The following is a 19,043-nucleotide window of genomic DNA, read 5'->3' on the forward strand; positions in this document are numbered from 1 at the left end:
AAGATGATAATATATTACTTGTCGCTGCTAATGAGTAACGGCAAAGGTAAAGATTGATAAGTTAATAATTAATATTTTCAAATAAATTTAAAAAATATTAATAAAAAATGTTGACAAAACAAGAAATACCTAGTATAATAGTAGAAGTCGTCACATGATGACAAAACAAGTTGGTCTTTGAAAATTAAACAGAGAAATAGGTAAAATAGCGAAATAATATTTCGTTAGACCAGTTAATTACTTTAGATAAAAAAGTAATTTTAGTCGTAAGACTAAAAAGTATGTAATGAGCTTGCTAACCAGCTTAACAGTTGGCGCAGATTATTCATTTCAAATAAAAAGTGTAAACTTTTAAATTGAGAGTTTGATCCTGGCTCAGGACGAACGCTGGCGGCGTGCCTAACACATGCAAGTCGAGCGATGAAACCCTTCGGGGTGGATTAGCGGCGGACGGGTGAGTAACACGTGGGTAACCTGCCTCAAAGAGGGGAATAGCCTCCCGAAAGGGAGATTAATACCGCATAATATGTTTTGATCGCATGATTGAGACATCAAAGGATTTTTCTTCGGAAAATTCCACTTTGAGATGGACCCGCGGCGCATTAGCTAGTTGGTGAGGTAACGGCCCACCAAGGCAACGATGCGTAGCCGACCTGAGAGGGTGATCGGCCACATTGGAACTGAGACACGGTCCAGACTCCTACGGGAGGCAGCAGTGGGGAATATTGCGCAATGGGGGAAACCCTGACGCAGCAACGCCGCGTGAATGATGAAGGCCTTCGGGTTGTAAAGTTCTGTCTTCTGGGACGATAATGACGGTACCAGAGGAGGAAGCCACGGCTAACTACGTGCCAGCAGCCGCGGTAATACGTAGGTGGCAAGCGTTGTCCGGATTTACTGGGCGTAAAGGATGCGTAGGCGGACATTTAAGTCAGATGTGAAATACCCGAGCTTAACTTGGGTGCTGCATTTGAAACTGGGTGTCTAGAGTGCAGGAGAGGTAAGTGGAATTCCTAGTGTAGCGGTGAAATGCGTAGAGATTAGGAAGAACACCAGTGGCGAAGGCGACTTACTGGACTGTAACTGACGCTGAGGCATGAAAGCGTGGGGAGCAAACAGGATTAGATACCCTGGTAGTCCACGCCGTAAACGATGAATACTAGGTGTCGGGGGTCGAACCTCGGTGCCGCAGTTAACACAATAAGTATTCCGCCTGGGGAGTACGATCGCAAGATTAAAACTCAAAGGAATTGACGGGGGCCCGCACAAGCAGCGGAGCATGTGGTTTAATTCGAAGCAACGCGAAGAACCTTACCTAGACTTGACATCCCCTGCATAACCCAGAGATGGGCGAAGTCCTTCGGGACAGGGTGACAGGTGGTGCATGGTTGTCGTCAGCTCGTGTCGTGAGATGTTGGGTTAAGTCCCGCAACGAGCGCAACCCTTATCATTAGTTGCTACCATTTAGTTGAGCACTCTAGTGAGACTGCCCGGGTTAACCGGGAGGAAGGTGGGGATGACGTCAAATCATCATGCCCCTTATGTCTAGGGCTACACACGTGCTACAATGGTGAGTACAAAGAGATGCAAGACCGCAAGGTGGAGCCAAACTCAAAAACTCATCCCAGTTCGGATTGTAGGCTGCAACTCGCCTACATGAAGCCGGAGTTGCTAGTAATCGCGAATCAGCATGTCGCGGTGAATACGTTCCCGGGCCTTGTACACACCGCCCGTCACACCATGAGAGTTGGTAACACCCGAAGTCCGTGAGGTAACCGTAAGGAGCCAGCGGCCGAAGGTGGGATTGATGATTGGGGTGAAGTCGTAACAAGGTAGCCGTAGGAGAACCTGCGGCTGGATCACCTCCTTTCTAGGGAGTAGATGCAAAGACTTCGGTCAATGCAACAAGAAGAATTTAATTATTCTTCGAAATGTCTACTGTAATTACTCGTAATCTATTCTCTGTTTAATTTTGAGAGACTAATTTTAGTTGACTCTTTGGAGTTAACTAAAAATTTGATCTTTCTAAAAATGTTCTTTGAAAATTGCACAGTGAAATTAAAGTTGTTTTAATAAGTTAAAGCCATGTAAGTGGTGTATAGATGAATTTAATACGATTTCGCAAAATGAATTAAAACGTTTATGTAAATAGACGAAATTATCTACGTAAGTAGATAAAGATAAAGGTTAAGCTACAAAGGGCGCATGGCGAATGCCTTGGCACTAGGAGCCGAAGAAGGACGCGTTAAGCTGCGATAAGCTTTGGGTAGGCGCAAATAGCCAGTGATCCAAAGATTTCCGAATGGGGGAACCCACATAGTAACAACTATGTACTGCATACTGAATAAATAGGTATGCAGAGGTAGACCCGGGGAACTGAAACATCTAAGTACCCGGAGGAAGAGAAAGAAACATCGATTTCCTAAGTAGCGGCGAGCGAAAGGGAAAGAGCCCAAACCTAGGTCTTTGACCTAGGGGTTGAGGATAGATCATAAATACTGCAATTCCTTAATTGAAGATAGCTGGAAAGCTGCTCCGCAGAAGGTAATAGGCCTGTAAATGAAAAGGAAAAACAGTCAGATCTAATCCAGAGTACCACGAGACACGTGAAACCTTGTGGGAAGCAGGGAGGACCACCTCCCAAGGCTAAATACTACCTAGTGACCGATAGTGAAGAAGTACCGTGAGGGAAAGGTGAAAAGAACCCCGGAAGGGGAGTGAAATAGAACCTGAAACCGTGTGCCTACAACCGGTCGGAGCACTTTTTATGTGTGACGGCGTGCTTTTTGTAGAACGAGCCAACGAGTTACGATATGTAGCAAGGTTAAGTACTTAAGGTACGGAGCCGAAGGGAAACCAAGTCTGAATAGGGCGCTATAGTTGCATGTCGTAGACCCGAAACCGGGTGACCTATCCATGGCCAGGATGAAGCGGAAGTAAAATTCCGTGGAGGTCCGAACCACGTTGGTGTTGAAAAACCATGGGATGAGCTGTGGATAGCGGAGAAATTCCAATCGAACTCGGAGATAGCTGGTTCTCCTCGAAATAGCTTTAGGGCTAGCGTCGATTAATTGAGTAATGGAGGTAGAGCACTGAATGGGCTAGGGGCTGACAACAGTTACTGAACCCTATCAAACTCCGAATGCCATATACTTTTATTTCGGCAGTCAGACTGCGAATGATAAGATCCGTAGTCAAAAGGGAAACAGCCCAGACCATCAGCTAAGGTCCCAAAGTGTAAGTTAAGTGGAAAAGGATGTGGGATTTCTAAGACAACTAGGATGTTGGCTCAGAAGCAGCCACTCATTCAAAGAGTGCGTAATAGCTCACTAGTCAAGAGATCCTGCGCCGAAGATGTCCGGGGCTAAAACTTACCACCGAAGCTATGGGTGTACACTATGTGTACGCGGTAGAGGAGCTTTCTGTACTGGCTGAAGTCATACCGTAAGGAGTGGTGGACGGTACAGAAGTGAGAATGTTGGCATAAGTAGCGAGAGTTAAGTGAGAATCTTAACGGTCGAAAACCTAAGGTTTCCTGAGGAAGGCTCGTCCTCTCAGGGTTAGTCGGGACCTAAGCCGAGGCCGAAAGGCGTAGGTGATGGACAATCGGTTGATATTCCGATACCACCAATGGACGTTATTAGAAATGGGATGACGCAGGAGGATAAGATGTGCACACTATTGGATGTGTGTCTAAGCATTTAGGCGGAGCAAGCAGGCAAATCCGTTTGCTCTTAACGCTGAGATGTTATGGGGAAGGGAATTTATTCCTGAAGTATCTGATTCCACGCTGCCAAGAAAAGTCTCTATCGAGGATATTGGTGCCCGTACCGCAAACCGACACAGGTAGGTGAGGAGAGAATCCTAAGACCATCGGAAGAATTGCTGTTAAGGAACTCGGCAAATTGACCCCGTAACTTCGGGAGAAGGGGTGCCTACGAAAGTAGGTCGCAGAGAATAGGCCCAAGCAACTGTTTAGCAAAAACACAGGTCTCTGCTAAAGCGAAAGCTGATGTATAGGGGCTGACGCCTGCCCGGTGCTGGAAGGTTAAGGGGATTACTTAGCGCAAGCGAAGGTATGAACTTAAGCCCCAGTAAACGGCGGCCGTAACTATAACGGTCCTAAGGTAGCGAAATTCCTTGTCGGGTAAGTTCCGACCCGCACGAATGGCGTAATGATTTGGGCACTGTCTCAACAGCACATCCGGCGAAATTGTAGTGCCAGTGAAGATGCTGGCTACCCGCGATTGGACGGAAAGACCCCGTAGAGCTTTACTGTAGCTTAGCATTGAATTTCGGTATTGTCTGTACAGGATAGGTGGGAGACTGAGAAACATGGGCGTCAGCCTGTGTGGAGTCATCCTTGGGATACCACCCTGACAGTACTGAGGTTCTAACTGGAGGCCATGAATCTGGTCACAGGACATTGTTAGGTGGGCAGTTTGACTGGGGCGGTCGCCTCCAAAAAAGTAACGGAGGCGCTCAAAGGTTCCCTCAGCGCGGTTGGAAATCGCGCGAAGAGTGCAAAGGCAGAAGGGAGCCTGACTGCGACACCTACAAGTGGAGCAGGGACGAAAGTCGGACTTAGTGATCCGGTGGTACCTCGTGGGAGGGCCATCGCTCAACGGATAAAAGCTACCTCGGGGATAACAGGCTGATCTCCCCCAAGAGTCCACATCGACGGGGAGGTTTGGCACCTCGATGTCGGCTCGTCGCATCCTGGGGCTGAAGTAGGTCCCAAGGGTTGGGCTGTTCGCCCATTAAAGCGGCACGCGAGCTGGGTTCAGAACGTCGTGAGACAGTTCGGTCCCTATCCGTCGCGGGCGTAGGAAATTTGAAGGGAGCTGTCCTTAGTACGAGAGGACCGGGATGGACAAACCTCTGGTGCACCAGTTGTCACGCCAGTGGCATCGCTGGGTAGCTATGTTTGGAAGGGATAAACGCTGAAAGCATCTAAGCGTGAAGCCCACCCTGAGATGAGATTTCCCATAACTCGCACGTAAGTGCGGTGTTAGTAAGACTCCTGGAAGAACACCAGGTTGATAGGTTAGAGGTGTAAGCATGGTAACATGTTCAGCTGACTAATACTAATAAGTCGAGGGCTTGACCTTAATATATATAAAGCGAAAATTTCACTGTGCAATTTTGAGAGAATATATATTTTCTCAATCTGGTGATTATGGCATGAAGGTAACACCCCTTCCCATACCGAACAGGTCGGTTAAGCTTCAATGCGCCAATGGTACTGCAGGGGTAACTTTGTGGGAGAGTAGGTCGTCGCCAGGTAACATGGTTTACTAGCTCAGTTGGTAGAGCACATGACTTTTAATCATGGTGTCCGGGGTTCGATTCCCCGGTAAGCCACCAAAAAAAGCACTTCTTTATGAAGTGCTTTTTTTTATTCCCATTGGGCAGCCATATTATGAAATATTTCAGCCTTTCTTAAGTCACCTTGTTTTCTGTATACCATAGATATTAATTCATAAACTTCAGGAGTATTTGGATCAGTAGATAAAACTACTTTTAGTGCATCCAATGCTTTTTTTAGGTTGTTTTCAGATATTAATTGTTTTATAATCATTATTTGATATTCAATATTTTTTGCATTTGGAGCCTCTTCATTTGTTATCATTTCATCAATAATAGTCTTAATCTTATCTGTAGTAAAAGGTTTCTGTAAATAAGTAATGGCGCCAAGTTTTGTACAATCCACCGCATTTTTAACCGTAGCAAAAGCTGTCATAATTACTACAGGGGCAGTTAGTCCTTTAGCTCTAATTCTTTTTAGGACCTCTGTGCCACTTATTTCAGGCATTTTAATATCTAAAAATATTAGATCTACAGGTTCTGTATCAATTAAGGATAACGCTTCATGACCGTTAGTAGCCATCAAAACTTCAAATCCCTTTAGCTTAAGATAAATTCCGAGCAGTGTACGAATATTTTTTGTATCATCTACAACTAAAACTTTCTTCATAATTGCCCTTCTTTCCCCAATAATTATATAGAACTATATTTTCAGAATAAATATCACTTGTATTTTCAAGTTTACATATAAGTATAAGACTTTTATTGATTATATGCAACTAGAAATTAACAGCTAAAGTACATGGTAGATGTAAGTTATAGGTGTATAAGGAGTATAAATACAATATATTTCTTTAATAAAACTCATATATTTAATTATTGATTTAATACTATGAGAAAAATGGAGAATAACGAATATAAACAAAGGAAAGCAATGCTAAATCTCTTAAACCACATACAACAATTAGGATAATGATTTTAAAATGAGTTAAGCAAAGTTGCGATATGCCCTAAAATCACTTAAAATATGCATATAGTACTTAAATTTAGTATTACGTTATTTTTTAATAAAGAAATTCAAGTAAGGAGAACAAACTATGTATATTATAATAATAGGTTGTGGTAGATTAGGCAGTGGACTTGCCATGGAACTTTCTAATGATGGTCATGATGTGGTAATAGTGGACAAATATGCAGCCAATTTGCAACGCCTTAGAAGTGGTTTTAATGGAATTAAAATTAAAGGTGTGGAGATAGATAATGATACATTGATGGAAGCTGGAATAGATAAAGCAGATATATTTTTGGCCATGACTCCTGCAGATAATATAAATATTATGGCTAGTCAAATTGCAAAAAATATATTTAAGGTACCTAAAGTAATAGCTAGAATCTTTGACCCATCCAGAGAATTTATTTATAGAAAACTAGGATTACAAACTATAAGTCCAACTGAATTAGGTATAAATATAATTAAAAATAAAATAATAGATAAAAAATCAGATACACTAATTACGTTAAACAATGATATATCTATAGAAGAAATTACAATAAACAAACTTAAGTTTAAAAATGTTTTAGAAATAGAAGATAAGTTTAATTGTAGCATATGTGCTGTTTGGAAAAATGGTGAATTTATGCTACCAAATAAAAATGAACTATTTGAAAAGGGTAATAAAATAGTTTGTAGCATAAATAAGGATAATAAAGAAAAGTTAGTAAAGGCAATAATGAGGGAGAAACTTATATGAGAGCAGTAATAGTTGGTGGTGGAAAGGTAGGGTACTATCTTGTTAAAGCATTAAAAGAAAAAAAACATCAAGTAGTATTAATAGAAAAAGACATAGATATTTGCCAAAAGATTGCTGAAGAAATTCAAGTAGACGTAATATGTGGGGATGGATCGGATGTTGAAGTACTAAAAGATGCGGGTATTGAAGAAGCGGAGGTAGTAGCTGCAGTAACGGGTAAAGATGAGGAAAACTTGGTAATATGTCAGATGGCTAAAGTGAACTTTAATATTAATGAGACAATAGCCAGAATCAATAATCCTAAAAATACAGCAATATTCAAGGCGCTAGGAGTAGACAAGACTGTATGTAGCACACAAGTAATTTGTAATTTAATAGAAGGAGAATTTAATAGCGAACCTCTAAAGGTAATAGAAAGCATAAATAGAGGAGAAATGATATTAGTAGAAGCGAAAATAGATAAAGACAGTGCATGGAAAGATAAACCTATAGAAAAGTTAAGGTTACCTAAGGAGTGTCTAATAATATCAATAATAAGAAGTGAGAAAGTAATTTTTCCAAGAGGTGGCGAAGACATAAAAGAAGGCGATAAAGTACTTATCATAACAAATACAGATAGAAAGAAAGATGTAGAGAAATCTATAATTGGAGGGTAAATATTATGACAAACAAAAAGATTATAGGTGGAGTAATTACAGAGATAGGATATACACTAATGTTTTTATTTGTGTTATATGGAATTAATATGATTTTGGCAAGGTGATTATATGAAAAAAATAATAAAAAACTTTGATGATTTTAAAATAATAAATTTTTATGTAGGATATGTAATCATAGGAACCGCAAGTTTAATGTTGATACCAATGCTTACTTCATTAATATTTAAGGAATGGAGTGCACTTTTAGATTTTACTATTAGTATAAGTATAGCTATTAGTTTAGGTATATTGCTTATGGCTACAGGTAAAAGTAAGATTGATAAAGTAAAGGTGCAATGGAAACATGGATTAATTATTGCATCTAGCTCCTGGCTTATACTAACTTTGTTATGTGCGGTGCCATATCAGCTTAGTGGAAATACTGAGTCTTTCTTAGATGCATGTTTTGATGTTATGAGTGGGTTTACAACCACAGGAGTTCTGCTTACTCAAAATCTTGATCATCTTTCACTGGGACTCAATATGTGGAGACACCTTATTACTTTTGTTGGTGGACAAGGTATGGTAGTGTTAGCTTTAAGTTTTATGGTAGACCATACATTAGGTGCTTACAAAATGTATGTTGGGGAAGGTAAGGATGCAGAACTCGTACCTAATGTAAAAAATACAGCAAGAATAATATGGACAATAAGCATCATATATTTAGTAGTAGGTACTATTATGCTTTGGATAAATGGAATGCTTATAGGATTACAGCCTGTAAGTGCTTTTTTTCATGGATTATTTATTTTTATGTCTGCATGGAGCACGGGTGGATTTGCACCTATGTCTCAAAATATATTATACTATCATAGTCTTTCTTATGAGCTATTAACAATGATTTTCTTTGTCATTGGTTCTTTAAATTTTGCATTACATTATGCAGTATGGCAAGGTAAGAAAAAAGAAATATTGAAGAATATTGAAACGCAGAGTTTTTTCATAACAGCCCTGGTTATTTCGTTTTTTGTAGCGTTAAAACTAACAAATTCAGGAGTATATAGCAATGGTATATCAGTTTTTAGAAAAGGTGTATACAATGTATTATCAGCACATACTACTACAGGATTTGGTAATCTTTATGCAAGGCAGTTTGCAACTGAGTGGGGAGATTTTCCTGTGGTTATGATGATAATAGCCATGCTTATAGGCGGGTCAGCTTGTTCTACGGCGGGTGGGTTTAAGGGTCTCAGGGTAGGGTTGGTGTTTAAAAGTATAGGTGCAGAAGTAAAAAAGTTGATAAATTCTGATAGGAAGGTAAGGATATATAAGTTTCATCATATAAAAGAAATTGTTTTAGAGGATGCGATGGTGAAATCTGCTTATCTTATAATTATATGTTATATAATATTATTTTTTGTAGGGACAGCACTCGGAACCTATTATGGATACCCAGTGATTAGTTCAGCTTTTGAAGCTGCATCAATTACAGGAAATGTAGGATTATCTATTGGAATTACGGCTCCATCAATGCCAACTTTACTTAAGGTATATTATATAATTGCAATGTATTTAGGAAGACTAGAATTTATATCTGTGTTTGCTCTAATAGGAGTTACATTTGGAGGCATTAAGAAATTATGGTTAAGACTTTTAAAACAATAATATTAATATGTATTTTAGTTTTTTCTTTTCCCATAGCATGCATGGCAAAGGAATATAGTAACTTTACTGAATTAATCGAAAATGGAAAAAAGATTGATAATTCTAAAATTACACTAAAAGGTGAAGCTATTGGGGAAAGTATGAATAGAGGTAAATATTCATGGGTAAATATAAGTGATGGAAGCAATGCTATGGGGATATGGATTAAGAATGAACAAGTTCAAAGTATAAAAAACTTTGGTAAGTATGGCTATAAGGGAGATTTATTGAAAATAAATGGTACTTTTAATAGAGCCTGCATGGAACATGGTGGTGATATGGATATCCATGCAAGCTCGGTTGAAATTATAGAGGTTGGGGGAAAAGTGATAATCCCTATAAGTAACAATAAAAAAATTATAGCAATAATACTAACACTTATTACACTTACTTTAATTTTTTCATATAAAAAATTTACTAAAAGCATTTCAAAATGAAATGCTTTTTTAGAAATTAAGTGACATTTAGATATATTAGGAGGTGGTGGCGAGTTTGAAAAAAAGCAAATTAAATGAGTGGTTTCTAAAAATTTTTAATGAGTATGAATATAATGACTATAGCGAAATAAAACCTAAACAAATGATAATTGCCAATGTGTTTAAAACTATAGTAATCATGAGCTTATCAACTATATTATCTCTAATATTTAGAAAAATTGGGTTTCATGAGTCAAATGAAATAATAGTATATATTTTGGGAGTGTTATTTGTATCCACAAGCACTGATGGATATATTTATGGTACAATGGCTGCGATAATTGGAGTACTATCATTTAATTTTTTCTTTACGGTACCATATTATAGCTTTTTAGCTTATAGAGCCGATTATCCAGTAACTTTTATTATAATGCTTATAGCCGCAATTATTACAAGTACTTTAACTTCAAGAGTTAAAACGCAAGTTAAGATATCTTTTATACGTGAAAATAGAATGAAAATTTTATATAAAATTAACAAATCATTGCTTACAGCAAGAAATAAAAAACAAGTAGTTGAGTTTTGTGGTGACAATTTAGTTGATATGTTTAGCAGAGCTATTATGATAGCTATACTAGATGATAAAAATAATTTGCAAAACCCAAGTGATTATATGGTTAATGGAGAATCTGGTAGGAATATTTTCAAGTCAGATGTAGAGGTGTTGGCAATTCAGAAATGCTTTAAAACAGGCCAATCAGTAGGTGTTGAAGCTGATATCTCCATAAATAGTGTTGGATATTATCATCCTATTAAAGGACAAAATAAAATTCTTGGAATTATTGGCATAGCATGTTTAGAAGAAGATACTTTATCAAAAAATGAAAAAATTCTTTTGGAGTCCGTTTCTACACAAATTGCTTTAGCTATTGAAAGGGAAGACTTATATCAAAAGAAAAAAAATATAAATTTAGAGGCCGAAAGAGAGAGAGTTAGGGGTAATCTTTTAAGATCAATTTCACATGATTTAAGAACTCCGCTAACAGGAATATTAGGATCTGTTTCTACAATTACTGATAATTATGATATACTTGATAATGATACAAAAAAAGAGCTTCTTGATATAATTTATGAAGATACAAGTTGGCTTATACATTCAGTTGAAAATATATTGAGTATGACAAGAATAGATGAGGGGAAGCTTGAAATTAAGAAGGATACAGAGGTCGTTGAAGAAATTGTTGCTGAATCCATAGCGAGAGTTAAAAGGTTTTCTGGAAGTCATAATATTGTGACTGATTTACCCGAAAATATGGTTATATTATTTGTAGATGGGTTATTAATAGAACAAGTGCTTATTAATTTGATTGATAATGCTATAAAGTATACGCAGGATGATTCCATCATAGCGGTTAAAGTTACAGTAAAGGAAGATAATGTGGTTTTTGATATATCAGACAATGGAAAAGGGATACCAGAAGAAGATATAACGTCTATATTTGATAGATTCTATACGAAGACTAAGGGCGATTGCTTAGAAAAACGAGGCATAGGACTAGGACTTGCTATTTGCAAGTCTATTATAGAAGCACATGGTGGATGTATGGAAGCTTTAAATAACTCTTCTGGTGGGGCTACATTTAGATTTAGTTTGCCTGGAATAAGGAGCGATGAAAATGGATATAAAGCCTTTGATTTTAATAGTTGAAGATGATAAACCTATTAAAAAATTTATGAAAGTTTCGCTTGAGGCGCAGGGGTATAAGTGTATTGAAACTGAATTTGGGAATACAGCTATAGCACTTATTTTTTCTAATAATCCGGATATAATAATTTTAGACTTAGGCCTTCCAGATATTGATGGTCTTAATGTTATTGAAAAAGTAAGAGAGTCCACAAAAGCTAGGATTATAGTTGTTTCAGCTCGTGGACATGAAAGTGAAAAGGTTGAAGCCTTAGATAGCGGTGCGGATGATTATTTGACTAAGCCTTTTAGCGTAGCTGAGCTTTTAGCAAGAATTAGGGTGGCACTCAGACATTTTAATGGGGATGGAGATTCACAGAATAGTGTGAAATCAGTATTCCAGGTTAAGGATTTAAAAATAGATTTTGAAAAACGCAGAGTTACTATTTTACATGAAGAAATACATTTAACACCAATGGAGTACAAATTAATTGAGTTAATGTCAAGATATGCAGGACGTGTGTTAACTCATAAGTATATAATTGATGAGATTTGGGGAAGTTATTTTGAAAATGAGACGCAATCTCTTAGGGTATTTATGGCTAATATAAGAAGGAAAATAGAAAAAGATCCTGCGCAGCCACAGTATATCATAACGGAAGTTGGAGTAGGATATCGTTTAGTAGATGAATAATTTTTAAAAGATGGAGCTTTTGGCTTCATCTTTTTTTGTGTAAAAAGATCATAGTATATTTTTTTCTTAACATAAGATTTATACACAAGATAGTATCTTTACACTATCTTTATTTTGCATTTGTTAGAATGAATACATAAGGTGATCAGAAGGAGGCGACGTAAATTCATGATGGATGTAATATTCATAATAGGCACAGCATTTTGTTTTTTGCTAGTATTGCCGTTTATTAATTGGTGTGAAGCACAAATTAATAAATAAAAATCAATATATCACTTAAAGTGATAATTAAATGGAGGATTTTATGAAAGGTTTAATTGTAATTGCAATTTTATTGTTTTTGTATTTAGGGTATGCGTTGTTTAATCCCGAAAAATTTTAAAAGAAATAGATGGAGGGTAGTTATTTATGGACATTTTTCAAATTGTATTAACACTTATAATTTTTGTATTGCTTATAATTCCAACTGGAAAATATATATATAAAGTTATAAACAATAAGACATCTTTTGTAGATCCAGTTATGGACAAGGTAGATAACTTAATATATAAAATTACAGGGATAACAAAAGAAGAGATGACTTGGAAGCAATATGCCGTTGCTTTTATAGTATCGAATATGGTTATGACTTTAATGGCTTACCTAGTGCTTAGGATTCAAGGCGTTCATTTCTTAAACCCTAATGGTAACAAAGCTATGGATGCTTCACTTATTTTTAACACTATTTTTAGTTTTATGACTAATACAAACCTTCAACACTATGGTGGAGAATGGGGATTATCGTATTTAAGTCAAATGATAGTTATAACTTTCTTTATGTTTACGTCTGGAGCATCAGGAGTTGCTGTTGCAGCTGCTTTTATAAGAGGTATTACTGGAAAGACTAAAATGATAGGCAATTTCTTTGTTGATTTAGTAAGAGTTACTACAAGGGTGCTAATTCCTTTTTCAATAATAGTAACAATCCTTTTAATGGGACAAGGAGTTCCACAAACTTTCGCGCCAAATAAAGTTATTACGACGTTAGAAGGAACAAAACAGGTTATTGGCCTTGGACCTGTAGCTTCCTTTGAAGCAATTAAACATATAGGTACTAATGGTGGTGGTTTCTTTGGTTCAAACTCATCACACCCATTTGAAAATCCTACTCCGTTTTCAAATTTAATAGAAATGTTATCTATGATGTTAATACCCGGAGCTATAGTTTATTGTTTTGGCCTAATGGTAAAAAAGAAAAAGCAAGGATGGGCTATATTTGCGGCAATGTCTATATTGTTTGTATTGTCTTTAGTAATTTGCTTACATTCTGAAAAAGCTGGGAATCCTGCAATTGCTAATCTTAATTTAAGCCAAGCTATGGGTAATATGGAAGGGAAAGAAATAAGGTTTGGACTTTCAGGTTCAGCGCTATTTACAACAGTTACAACAGCATTTACTACAGGTTCTGTTAATAATATGCATGATTCATTAACACCTCTTGGTGGAATGGTCCCACTATGGCAGATGATGCTTAACGTAGTATTTGGTGGTGAAGGCGTAGGTTTTATGAATATGATAATGTACGCAATACTAACAGTATTCCTATGTGGACTAATGGTGGGGAGGACACCGGAATTTTTGGGTAAAAAAATTGAGGCAAAGGAAATTAAGTTAATATCTTTAGCTATATTAATACACCCTTTTATAATTCTTGTACCTTCAAGTATAGCTGTACTTACGAAGCAGGGGCTCGCGGGTATAACTAATTCAGGGTTCCATGGGTTAACCCAAGTACTTTATGAATTTACTTCCTCTGCTGCTAATAATGGTTCAGGTTTTGAGGGATTGGCAGATAATACTATGTTTTGGAATGTAAGTACAGGGCTTGTTATGTATGCAGGAAGATTTTTCGCCATGATTATTCTTTTAGCTGTAGCTGGTTCGCTAGCAGCTAAGAAGTCTGTAGCAGAATCAAATTCTACATTTAGGACAGACAACACTACATTTACTATAATATTAGTATTTATAGTTTTAATAATAGGAGCGTTAACATTTATGCCAGCTATAGTATTAGGACCGATAGCTGAACACCTAATGCAATAAAATATTTAATAATGTAAGGAGTAATATATATGAGTAATAAAGATAGTAAAAAGAAGTTTATAAGTAAAAAGATTTTTAATGATGCACTTAAAGATTCTTTTAAAAAGTTAAACCCTAAATTAATGATAAAAAACCCTGTTATGTTCATTGTTGAAGTTGGATTTTTTATAACTTTATTTCTTACTTTTGTTCCTACGGCCTTTGGTGATACAGGTACGAATTTAAGAGTATATAATGGATTAGTTGCTTTGATTCTTTTCATTACAGTTCTATTTGCTAACTTTGCAGAAGCAGTGGCGGAGGGACGCGGTAAAGCTCAAGCTGAAAGTTTGAAGAAAACAAAAAAAGATACAATGGCTAAATTTTTAGACAAAAATGGTAAAATAACAGTTACCAATGCGTCACAGATTAAAAAGGGAGATATTGTTCTTGTTGAAAATGGGGATATAATACCAAATGATGGTGAAATTGTTTCGGGCCTTGCAGCTGTAGATGAATCCGCTATAACAGGAGAATCAGCGCCTGTTATGAAAGAGTCTGGTGGAGATTTTAGCTCAGTTACTGGGGGAACTAAAGTCGTGAGTGATTGGCTTAAAATCAAAATTACAGCTAGTCCAGGAGAGTCTTTCCTTGATAAAATGATAAGTTTAGTTGAAGGAGCTTCAAGACAAAAAACTCCTAATGAGATGGCATTAAATATTTTATTAACAGTTTTAACAATGATTTTCTTAATGGTTGTTGTTACGCTGCATCCATTAGGTGCTTATTCGGGTGTTAAGATTCCTGCATCTACACTTATAGCATTGCTTGTATGCTTAATACCAACTACAATAGGTGGTTTATTATCAGCTATAGGAATCGCAGGTATGGATAGAGTTACAAGATTTAATGTAATTGCTATGTCAGGTAAAGCAGTTGAAGCTTGCGGAGACGTAGATGTTATGATTTTGGATAAGACTGGTACAATAACTTACGGTAATAGACTTGCAGCAGAATTTACGGCTGTATCTGGATGTGATCAAAATAAATTAATAAAATATGCATTAATATCTTCCCTAAAGGATGAAACTCCTGAAGGCAGGTCTGTAGTTGAACTTGCGAGTAAACTTGGAGTATCTTTAGATGTAGAGGATTATAAAGAAGCAGAATTTATAGAGTTTACTGCTCAAACTAAAATGAGTGGATTAAATTTAGAGGATGGAACTATTATAAGAAAAGGTGCTATTAGTAGTATTATAAAAATGGTGCAGGGACTTGGTGGTAAGGTTTCAAAAGATTTAGAAGTAGTTACAACAAAAATCTCAATGCTTGGAGGAACACCCTTAGTAGTTTGTTTAAATAGTGAAATACTTGGAGTTATTTATTTAAAGGATACTGTGAAACCAGGACTTACGCAAAGATTTGAAAGACTAAGACAGATGGGTATAAAAACCATTATGTGTACAGGAGATAATCCACTTACAGCGGCTACAATAGCAAAAGAAGCAGGGGTGGATGAATTTATTGCAGAGTGTACCCCAGAGGGTAAAATTGATATTATAAAAAGAGAACAAGCAGAAGGAAAACTTGTTGCTATGACGGGTGATGGTACTAATGATGCTCCGGCACTTGCACAAGCGGATGTTGGGCTTGCAATGAACAGTGGTACAGTTGCTGCAAAAGAAGCTGCTAATATGGTGGATTTAGATTCTGACCCTACTAAGATAATTGAAGTAGTAGAAATAGGTAAGCAGTTACTTATAACAAGGGGAGCACTAACTACATTTAGTATAGCGAATGATGTTGCGAAATACTTTGCTATAATACCAGCAATATTTACTGTAGCTATTCCCACAATGAATGTATTAAATGTAATGAAGCTTGCTACGCCTTCAAGTGCGATATTATCAGCATTAGTGTTTAATGCAATAATAATACCTTTATTAATTCCAATAGCTATGAGAGGGGTAAAATATAAACCATCAAAGGCTGAAACCCTTCTTTTGAGAAATATATTAATTTATGGTTTAGGTGGAATTCTGGTTCCGTTCGGTGGAATTAAAATAATAGATATGATAATATTTCCGCTACTCAAAGTACTTAACGTGGCATAAGTACTTAAGTAATAATTGAGGAGGATAACAATGAAAGTATTAAAAAAATCAATATTAGTTAGTGTGACGTTGATGTTTATATGTGGGTTTGTATTTCCTACTGTAATGACTGGGGTAGGTAAGTTATTTTTCAATAATAAGGCTAATGGAAGTATGATAACTGTGAATGGACGTGAAGTAGGTTCAGAGCTCATAGGTCAAAACTTTACGGATGCTCGTTACTTTCATGGAAGAATTTCAGCTGTAAATTATAATACTTACAAGGAGGGAGATAAGATTTCATTATCTTCTGGGTCTGCAAATCTTGCGCCTTCTAATAAGGCGTTAACAGAGAGAATACAAAAGGATATGAATGAATTTTTAAAGGCCAATCCTGAAGTGAAAAAAGAAGCTATCCCAGCAGATTTTTTAACAAGTTCAGGCTCAGGTCTTGATCCTCATATAAGTCCAGAAGCAGCAAAGATACAAATACCAGCTATTTCAAAAGCTACAGGTATTGCTAAAAGTGATTTAGAACAAATGGTTAAGAATAATACAGAGGAAAGGCAACTTGGTGTGTTTGGGAATAAAAGAGTTAATGTATTGAAACTTAATATTGAAGTTGGAAGTAAGCTTCATTAGTTGAGAGTTAAAAAAATGGGAATGTAGCTAGAGTTGTGTAAACAAATCTAGCTACATTCCTTTTTTGTATAATTAAATAGTAGTTGTGGTAATAGCATCTAACTCTCAACTTAATTAAAAACTGCGATTATCAGGAATTACATGTATTTCTATATCTTTAGCATGTCGTAAAACTTTTGTGACTGGGGAACCTCTAAATACCATTTGCCAAAAGGAACGGTTAGCGTGGCCAATTATAATTTGTGTAATATGCTTTTGTGAAGCAAATCTTACCAGTTCTCTAGAAACACTTTTGCCAGTTAAGGTTATAGTCTCAGCACCAAGCTGCTCAGCTAATTTAAAATGGCTTGCTAACATATCTAAACTTTTTTTAGAAGGAGTAGTAGCTAAAGCATGAGTACAATTCACTGTAGCTACAATCCATTCGCATTTATAACGTTTTGCTATGCGGGCGCCTCTCCTTATTAATTTTTTTCCAAAAGGATTAGCACTTACACAAACCATAACTCGTTCAGCAGTATGCCAGTTTTCTCTAATATTGTGTTTTTTCATATACTGTTCTAAATCGTCATCAACTTCTTCAGCAGTTTGTCTTAAAGTTATTTCTCTTAAGGCATTTAAATTTCCACCTCTAAAAAAGTTTTTTAATGCTCTTGCAATATTTTCGTTTTTATAGATATCACCTCTTTTTAATCTGGACTGAAGTGCTGAAGGAGTAATATCGATAACAACCACCTCTTCAGCATTTTCAACTATAATATCAGGAATTGTTTCTCTTACTGTTATACCTGTTATTTGTTTTATAACGTCATTAAGACTTTCTAAATGTTGAATGTTTAAAGTAGTAACTACATCTATTCCATGTTCTAGTATTTCTAAAACATCTTCATATCTCTTCTTATTTTTAGAACCTGGTGCATTAGTATGGGCGAGTTCGTCTATAAGTACTATTTTAGGGTTACGTTTTAATACCTCACCTAAATGGATTTCTTCTAAAATCATGTTATTGTAGTTTATTTTTTTCCTTGGTAATACCTCAAGAGAATCTACTTGAGAATTAGTTTCGTGTCTCCCATGGCTTTCAAGATAACCTATAACAATATCTTGTCCTCTTTTTAACATTCTATTAGCTTCATTAAGCATGGAGTATGTCTTTCCAACACCAGGGGCGTAGCCTAAAAATATTTTAAGATGTCCTTTCGAAATTTCTTTTTCTACTACTTTTAATGCTTCTTCAGGTGTAGTTCGGTAAAAAGAATTATTACTCATTTTAAATCAATCCTTTATTTATAAAATTTTGGTTGTTTGAGTGAAAAGTTATGAATTAAAACATATATTCATTATACAATTAATTTATATTTTTTTAAAACTACACAATAAAACTATGGAGGGCATGAAAAGCGTTGATATAGAACAGTTAATGAAAAAAAACAACGTTAAATTATAAAATCTTAACACAATCTTTATACGCTAGGGTTTATATTTATACCTTCTTAATAGTGAATTTGATAAAATATAATTATAAAATAAAGAGTGAAAGGATAACTTGAGGTGATGGTATGTTAAGAAGTATAAATGAAGAAAGTTCTTTTGAAAATAATATAAAAGAAGCTATTAATGCAATAAAGTCAAATGAATATGATCTAGCACGTAAGTACTTGTATGCAGGGATGATTGAAAATGATCATTCGGCAGAAGTATACAACTTACTAGGGATTATTTCAGAATATAAAATGGATGAGTCTATGGCGTGCACATATTATAGAGCGGCATATGTATTTGATCCAACTTATAAACCAGCAGATAAAAATTTAGAAAGAGTAACTTCATTTTTTTATATATTTAATAAAACAAGCATAGACTACGGCGATACTATAGAGAAAGAATGTGAGAAATCATGTTTTGCTGAGTATAGTGGAATGCAGATTCAAAATTTAAAAAATATTCAGGTAGATAGAAAGTCAGCCTGTTAATTTATTTTTTATAATTAAAATGATATTCAAAGTTAGGCAGCAAGGACTTCAGAAGGATATTTTAACTCCTACTGAAGTTT

Annotated in this window: 13 protein-coding genes, 1 tRNA gene and 3 rRNA genes; 15 read left to right on the forward strand and 2 right to left on the reverse strand. The window is 36.0% G+C overall.

Translation table 11 applies throughout. The features are described 5' to 3' along the window. The first annotated feature begins 352 nt into the window (after positions 1-352). The 4 genes from G9F71_RS00440 to G9F71_RS00455 all read left to right on the forward strand — a co-directional run bounded on the left by G9F71_RS00440 (position 353) and on the right by G9F71_RS00455 (position 5,367). Positions 353-1,870, forward strand: a 16S ribosomal RNA gene (locus G9F71_RS00440). Positions 1,871-2,185: 315 nt separating this feature from the next. Beyond that, positions 2,186-5,111 (forward strand): 23S ribosomal RNA (locus tag G9F71_RS00445). 58 nt (positions 5,112-5,169) lie between these two features. Beyond that, a 5S ribosomal RNA gene (rrf, locus tag G9F71_RS00450) occupies positions 5,170-5,286 on the forward strand. The 16S, 23S and 5S rRNA genes sit together here with 1 tRNA gene alongside, the layout of an rRNA operon. Positions 5,287-5,291: 5 nt before the next feature. After that, positions 5,292-5,367, forward strand: a tRNA-Lys gene (locus G9F71_RS00455). A gap of 31 nt (positions 5,368-5,398) precedes the next feature. Here G9F71_RS00455 and G9F71_RS00460 read toward each other — a convergent pair. Continuing rightward, a complete protein-coding gene (locus tag G9F71_RS00460) occupies positions 5,399-5,977 on the reverse strand; it encodes a response regulator (protein WP_164951939.1) in 579 nt (192 codons plus the stop codon). 427 nt (positions 5,978-6,404) lie between these two features. On the opposite strand from G9F71_RS00460, the gene G9F71_RS00465 reads away from it, so the two are divergent. The 10 genes from G9F71_RS00465 (at position 6,405) to kdpC (ending at position 16,990) form a co-directional block, all read left to right on the forward strand. Beyond that, positions 6,405-7,058, forward strand: a complete 654-nt coding sequence (locus tag G9F71_RS00465; RefSeq protein WP_164951938.1) for a potassium channel family protein — start codon at positions 6,405-6,407, stop codon at positions 7,056-7,058. Continuing rightward, complete coding sequence (locus tag G9F71_RS00470; protein WP_164951937.1) at positions 7,055-7,714, forward strand: potassium channel family protein; 660 nt, start codon at positions 7,055-7,057, stop codon at positions 7,712-7,714. Before G9F71_RS00465 ends, G9F71_RS00470 begins: the two co-directional genes overlap by 4 nt. A gap of 111 nt (positions 7,715-7,825) precedes the next feature. Next, the gene (locus tag G9F71_RS00475) at positions 7,826-9,361 is read left to right on the forward strand and encodes a TrkH family potassium uptake protein (RefSeq protein ID WP_164951936.1); all 1,536 of its coding nucleotides are present in this window, start codon (positions 7,826-7,828) and stop codon (positions 9,359-9,361) included. Further along, a complete protein-coding gene (locus G9F71_RS00480; protein WP_164951935.1) occupies positions 9,337-9,837 on the forward strand; it encodes a DNA-binding protein in 501 nt (166 codons plus the stop codon). Before G9F71_RS00475 ends, G9F71_RS00480 begins: the two co-directional genes overlap by 25 nt. A gap of 55 nt (positions 9,838-9,892) precedes the next feature. Beyond that, entirely contained in the window at positions 9,893-11,524 is a 1,632-nt protein-coding gene (locus tag G9F71_RS00485) for a DUF4118 domain-containing protein (RefSeq protein ID WP_224626118.1), read from the forward strand. Then, a complete protein-coding gene (locus G9F71_RS00490) occupies positions 11,493-12,194 on the forward strand; it encodes a response regulator (protein WP_164951934.1) in 702 nt (233 codons plus the stop codon). Before G9F71_RS00485 ends, G9F71_RS00490 begins: the two co-directional genes overlap by 32 nt. 304 nt (positions 12,195-12,498) lie before the next feature. Beyond that, the gene (gene kdpF / locus G9F71_RS27695; RefSeq protein ID WP_224617774.1) at positions 12,499-12,576 is read left to right on the forward strand and encodes a K(+)-transporting ATPase subunit F; all 78 of its coding nucleotides are present in this window, start codon (positions 12,499-12,501) and stop codon (positions 12,574-12,576) included. A 26-nt stretch (positions 12,577-12,602) separates the two neighbouring features. After that, entirely contained in the window at positions 12,603-14,276 is a 1,674-nt protein-coding gene (gene kdpA, locus G9F71_RS00500) for a potassium-transporting ATPase subunit KdpA (protein WP_164951933.1), read from the forward strand. 29 nt (positions 14,277-14,305) lie between these two features. After that, positions 14,306-16,369, forward strand: a complete 2,064-nt coding sequence (gene kdpB / locus G9F71_RS00505) for a potassium-transporting ATPase subunit KdpB (RefSeq protein WP_164951932.1) — start codon at positions 14,306-14,308, stop codon at positions 16,367-16,369. 30 nt (positions 16,370-16,399) lie between these two features. Then, positions 16,400-16,990: a potassium-transporting ATPase subunit KdpC gene (gene kdpC, locus G9F71_RS00510; RefSeq protein ID WP_164951931.1), complete on the forward strand. Its 591-nt coding sequence runs from the start codon at positions 16,400-16,402 to the stop codon at positions 16,988-16,990. Positions 16,991-17,104: 114 nt separating this feature from the next. Here kdpC and G9F71_RS00515 read toward each other — a convergent pair whose 3' ends face one another. Next, entirely contained in the window at positions 17,105-18,259 is a 1,155-nt protein-coding gene (locus tag G9F71_RS00515; RefSeq protein ID WP_164951930.1) for a universal stress protein, read from the reverse strand. A gap of 290 nt (positions 18,260-18,549) precedes the next feature. On the opposite strand from G9F71_RS00515, the gene G9F71_RS00520 reads away from it, so the two are divergent. Next, positions 18,550-18,963, forward strand: coding sequence for a hypothetical protein (locus G9F71_RS00520; RefSeq protein WP_164951929.1), 414 nt, complete (start codon positions 18,550-18,552; stop codon positions 18,961-18,963). Positions 18,964-19,043 lie beyond the last annotated feature (80 nt).

Origin of the sequence: Clostridium sp. FP2 (assembly GCF_011065955.2) — a bacterium.
In the GTDB taxonomy this organism is placed as follows: Bacteria; Bacillota; Clostridia; order Clostridiales; family Clostridiaceae; genus Clostridium_AD; species Clostridium_AD tagluense.

Coding starts and splice junctions, on each gene's coding strand:
- G9F71_RS00460 (WP_164951939.1), bottom strand. CDS start 5,977: ATGAAGAAAGTTTTAGTTGTAGATGATACAAAAAATATTCGTACACTG.
- G9F71_RS00465 (WP_164951938.1), top strand. CDS start 6,405: ATGTATATTATAATAATAGGTTGTGGTAGATTAGGCAGTGGACTTGCC.
- G9F71_RS00470 (WP_164951937.1), top strand. CDS start 7,055: ATGAGAGCAGTAATAGTTGGTGGTGGAAAGGTAGGGTACTATCTTGTT.
- G9F71_RS00475 (WP_164951936.1), top strand. CDS start 7,826: ATGAAAAAAATAATAAAAAACTTTGATGATTTTAAAATAATAAATTTT.
- G9F71_RS00480 (WP_164951935.1), top strand. CDS start 9,337: ATGGTTAAGACTTTTAAAACAATAATATTAATATGTATTTTAGTTTTT.
- G9F71_RS00490 (WP_164951934.1), top strand. CDS start 11,493: ATGGATATAAAGCCTTTGATTTTAATAGTTGAAGATGATAAACCTATT.
- kdpF (WP_224617774.1), top strand. CDS start 12,499: ATGAAAGGTTTAATTGTAATTGCAATTTTATTGTTTTTGTATTTAGGG.
- kdpA (WP_164951933.1), top strand. CDS start 12,603: ATGGACATTTTTCAAATTGTATTAACACTTATAATTTTTGTATTGCTT.
- kdpB (WP_164951932.1), top strand. CDS start 14,306: ATGAGTAATAAAGATAGTAAAAAGAAGTTTATAAGTAAAAAGATTTTT.
- kdpC (WP_164951931.1), top strand. CDS start 16,400: ATGAAAGTATTAAAAAAATCAATATTAGTTAGTGTGACGTTGATGTTT.
- G9F71_RS00515 (WP_164951930.1), bottom strand. CDS start 18,259: ATGAGTAATAATTCTTTTTACCGAACTACACCTGAAGAAGCATTAAAA.
- G9F71_RS00520 (WP_164951929.1), top strand. CDS start 18,550: ATGTTAAGAAGTATAAATGAAGAAAGTTCTTTTGAAAATAATATAAAA.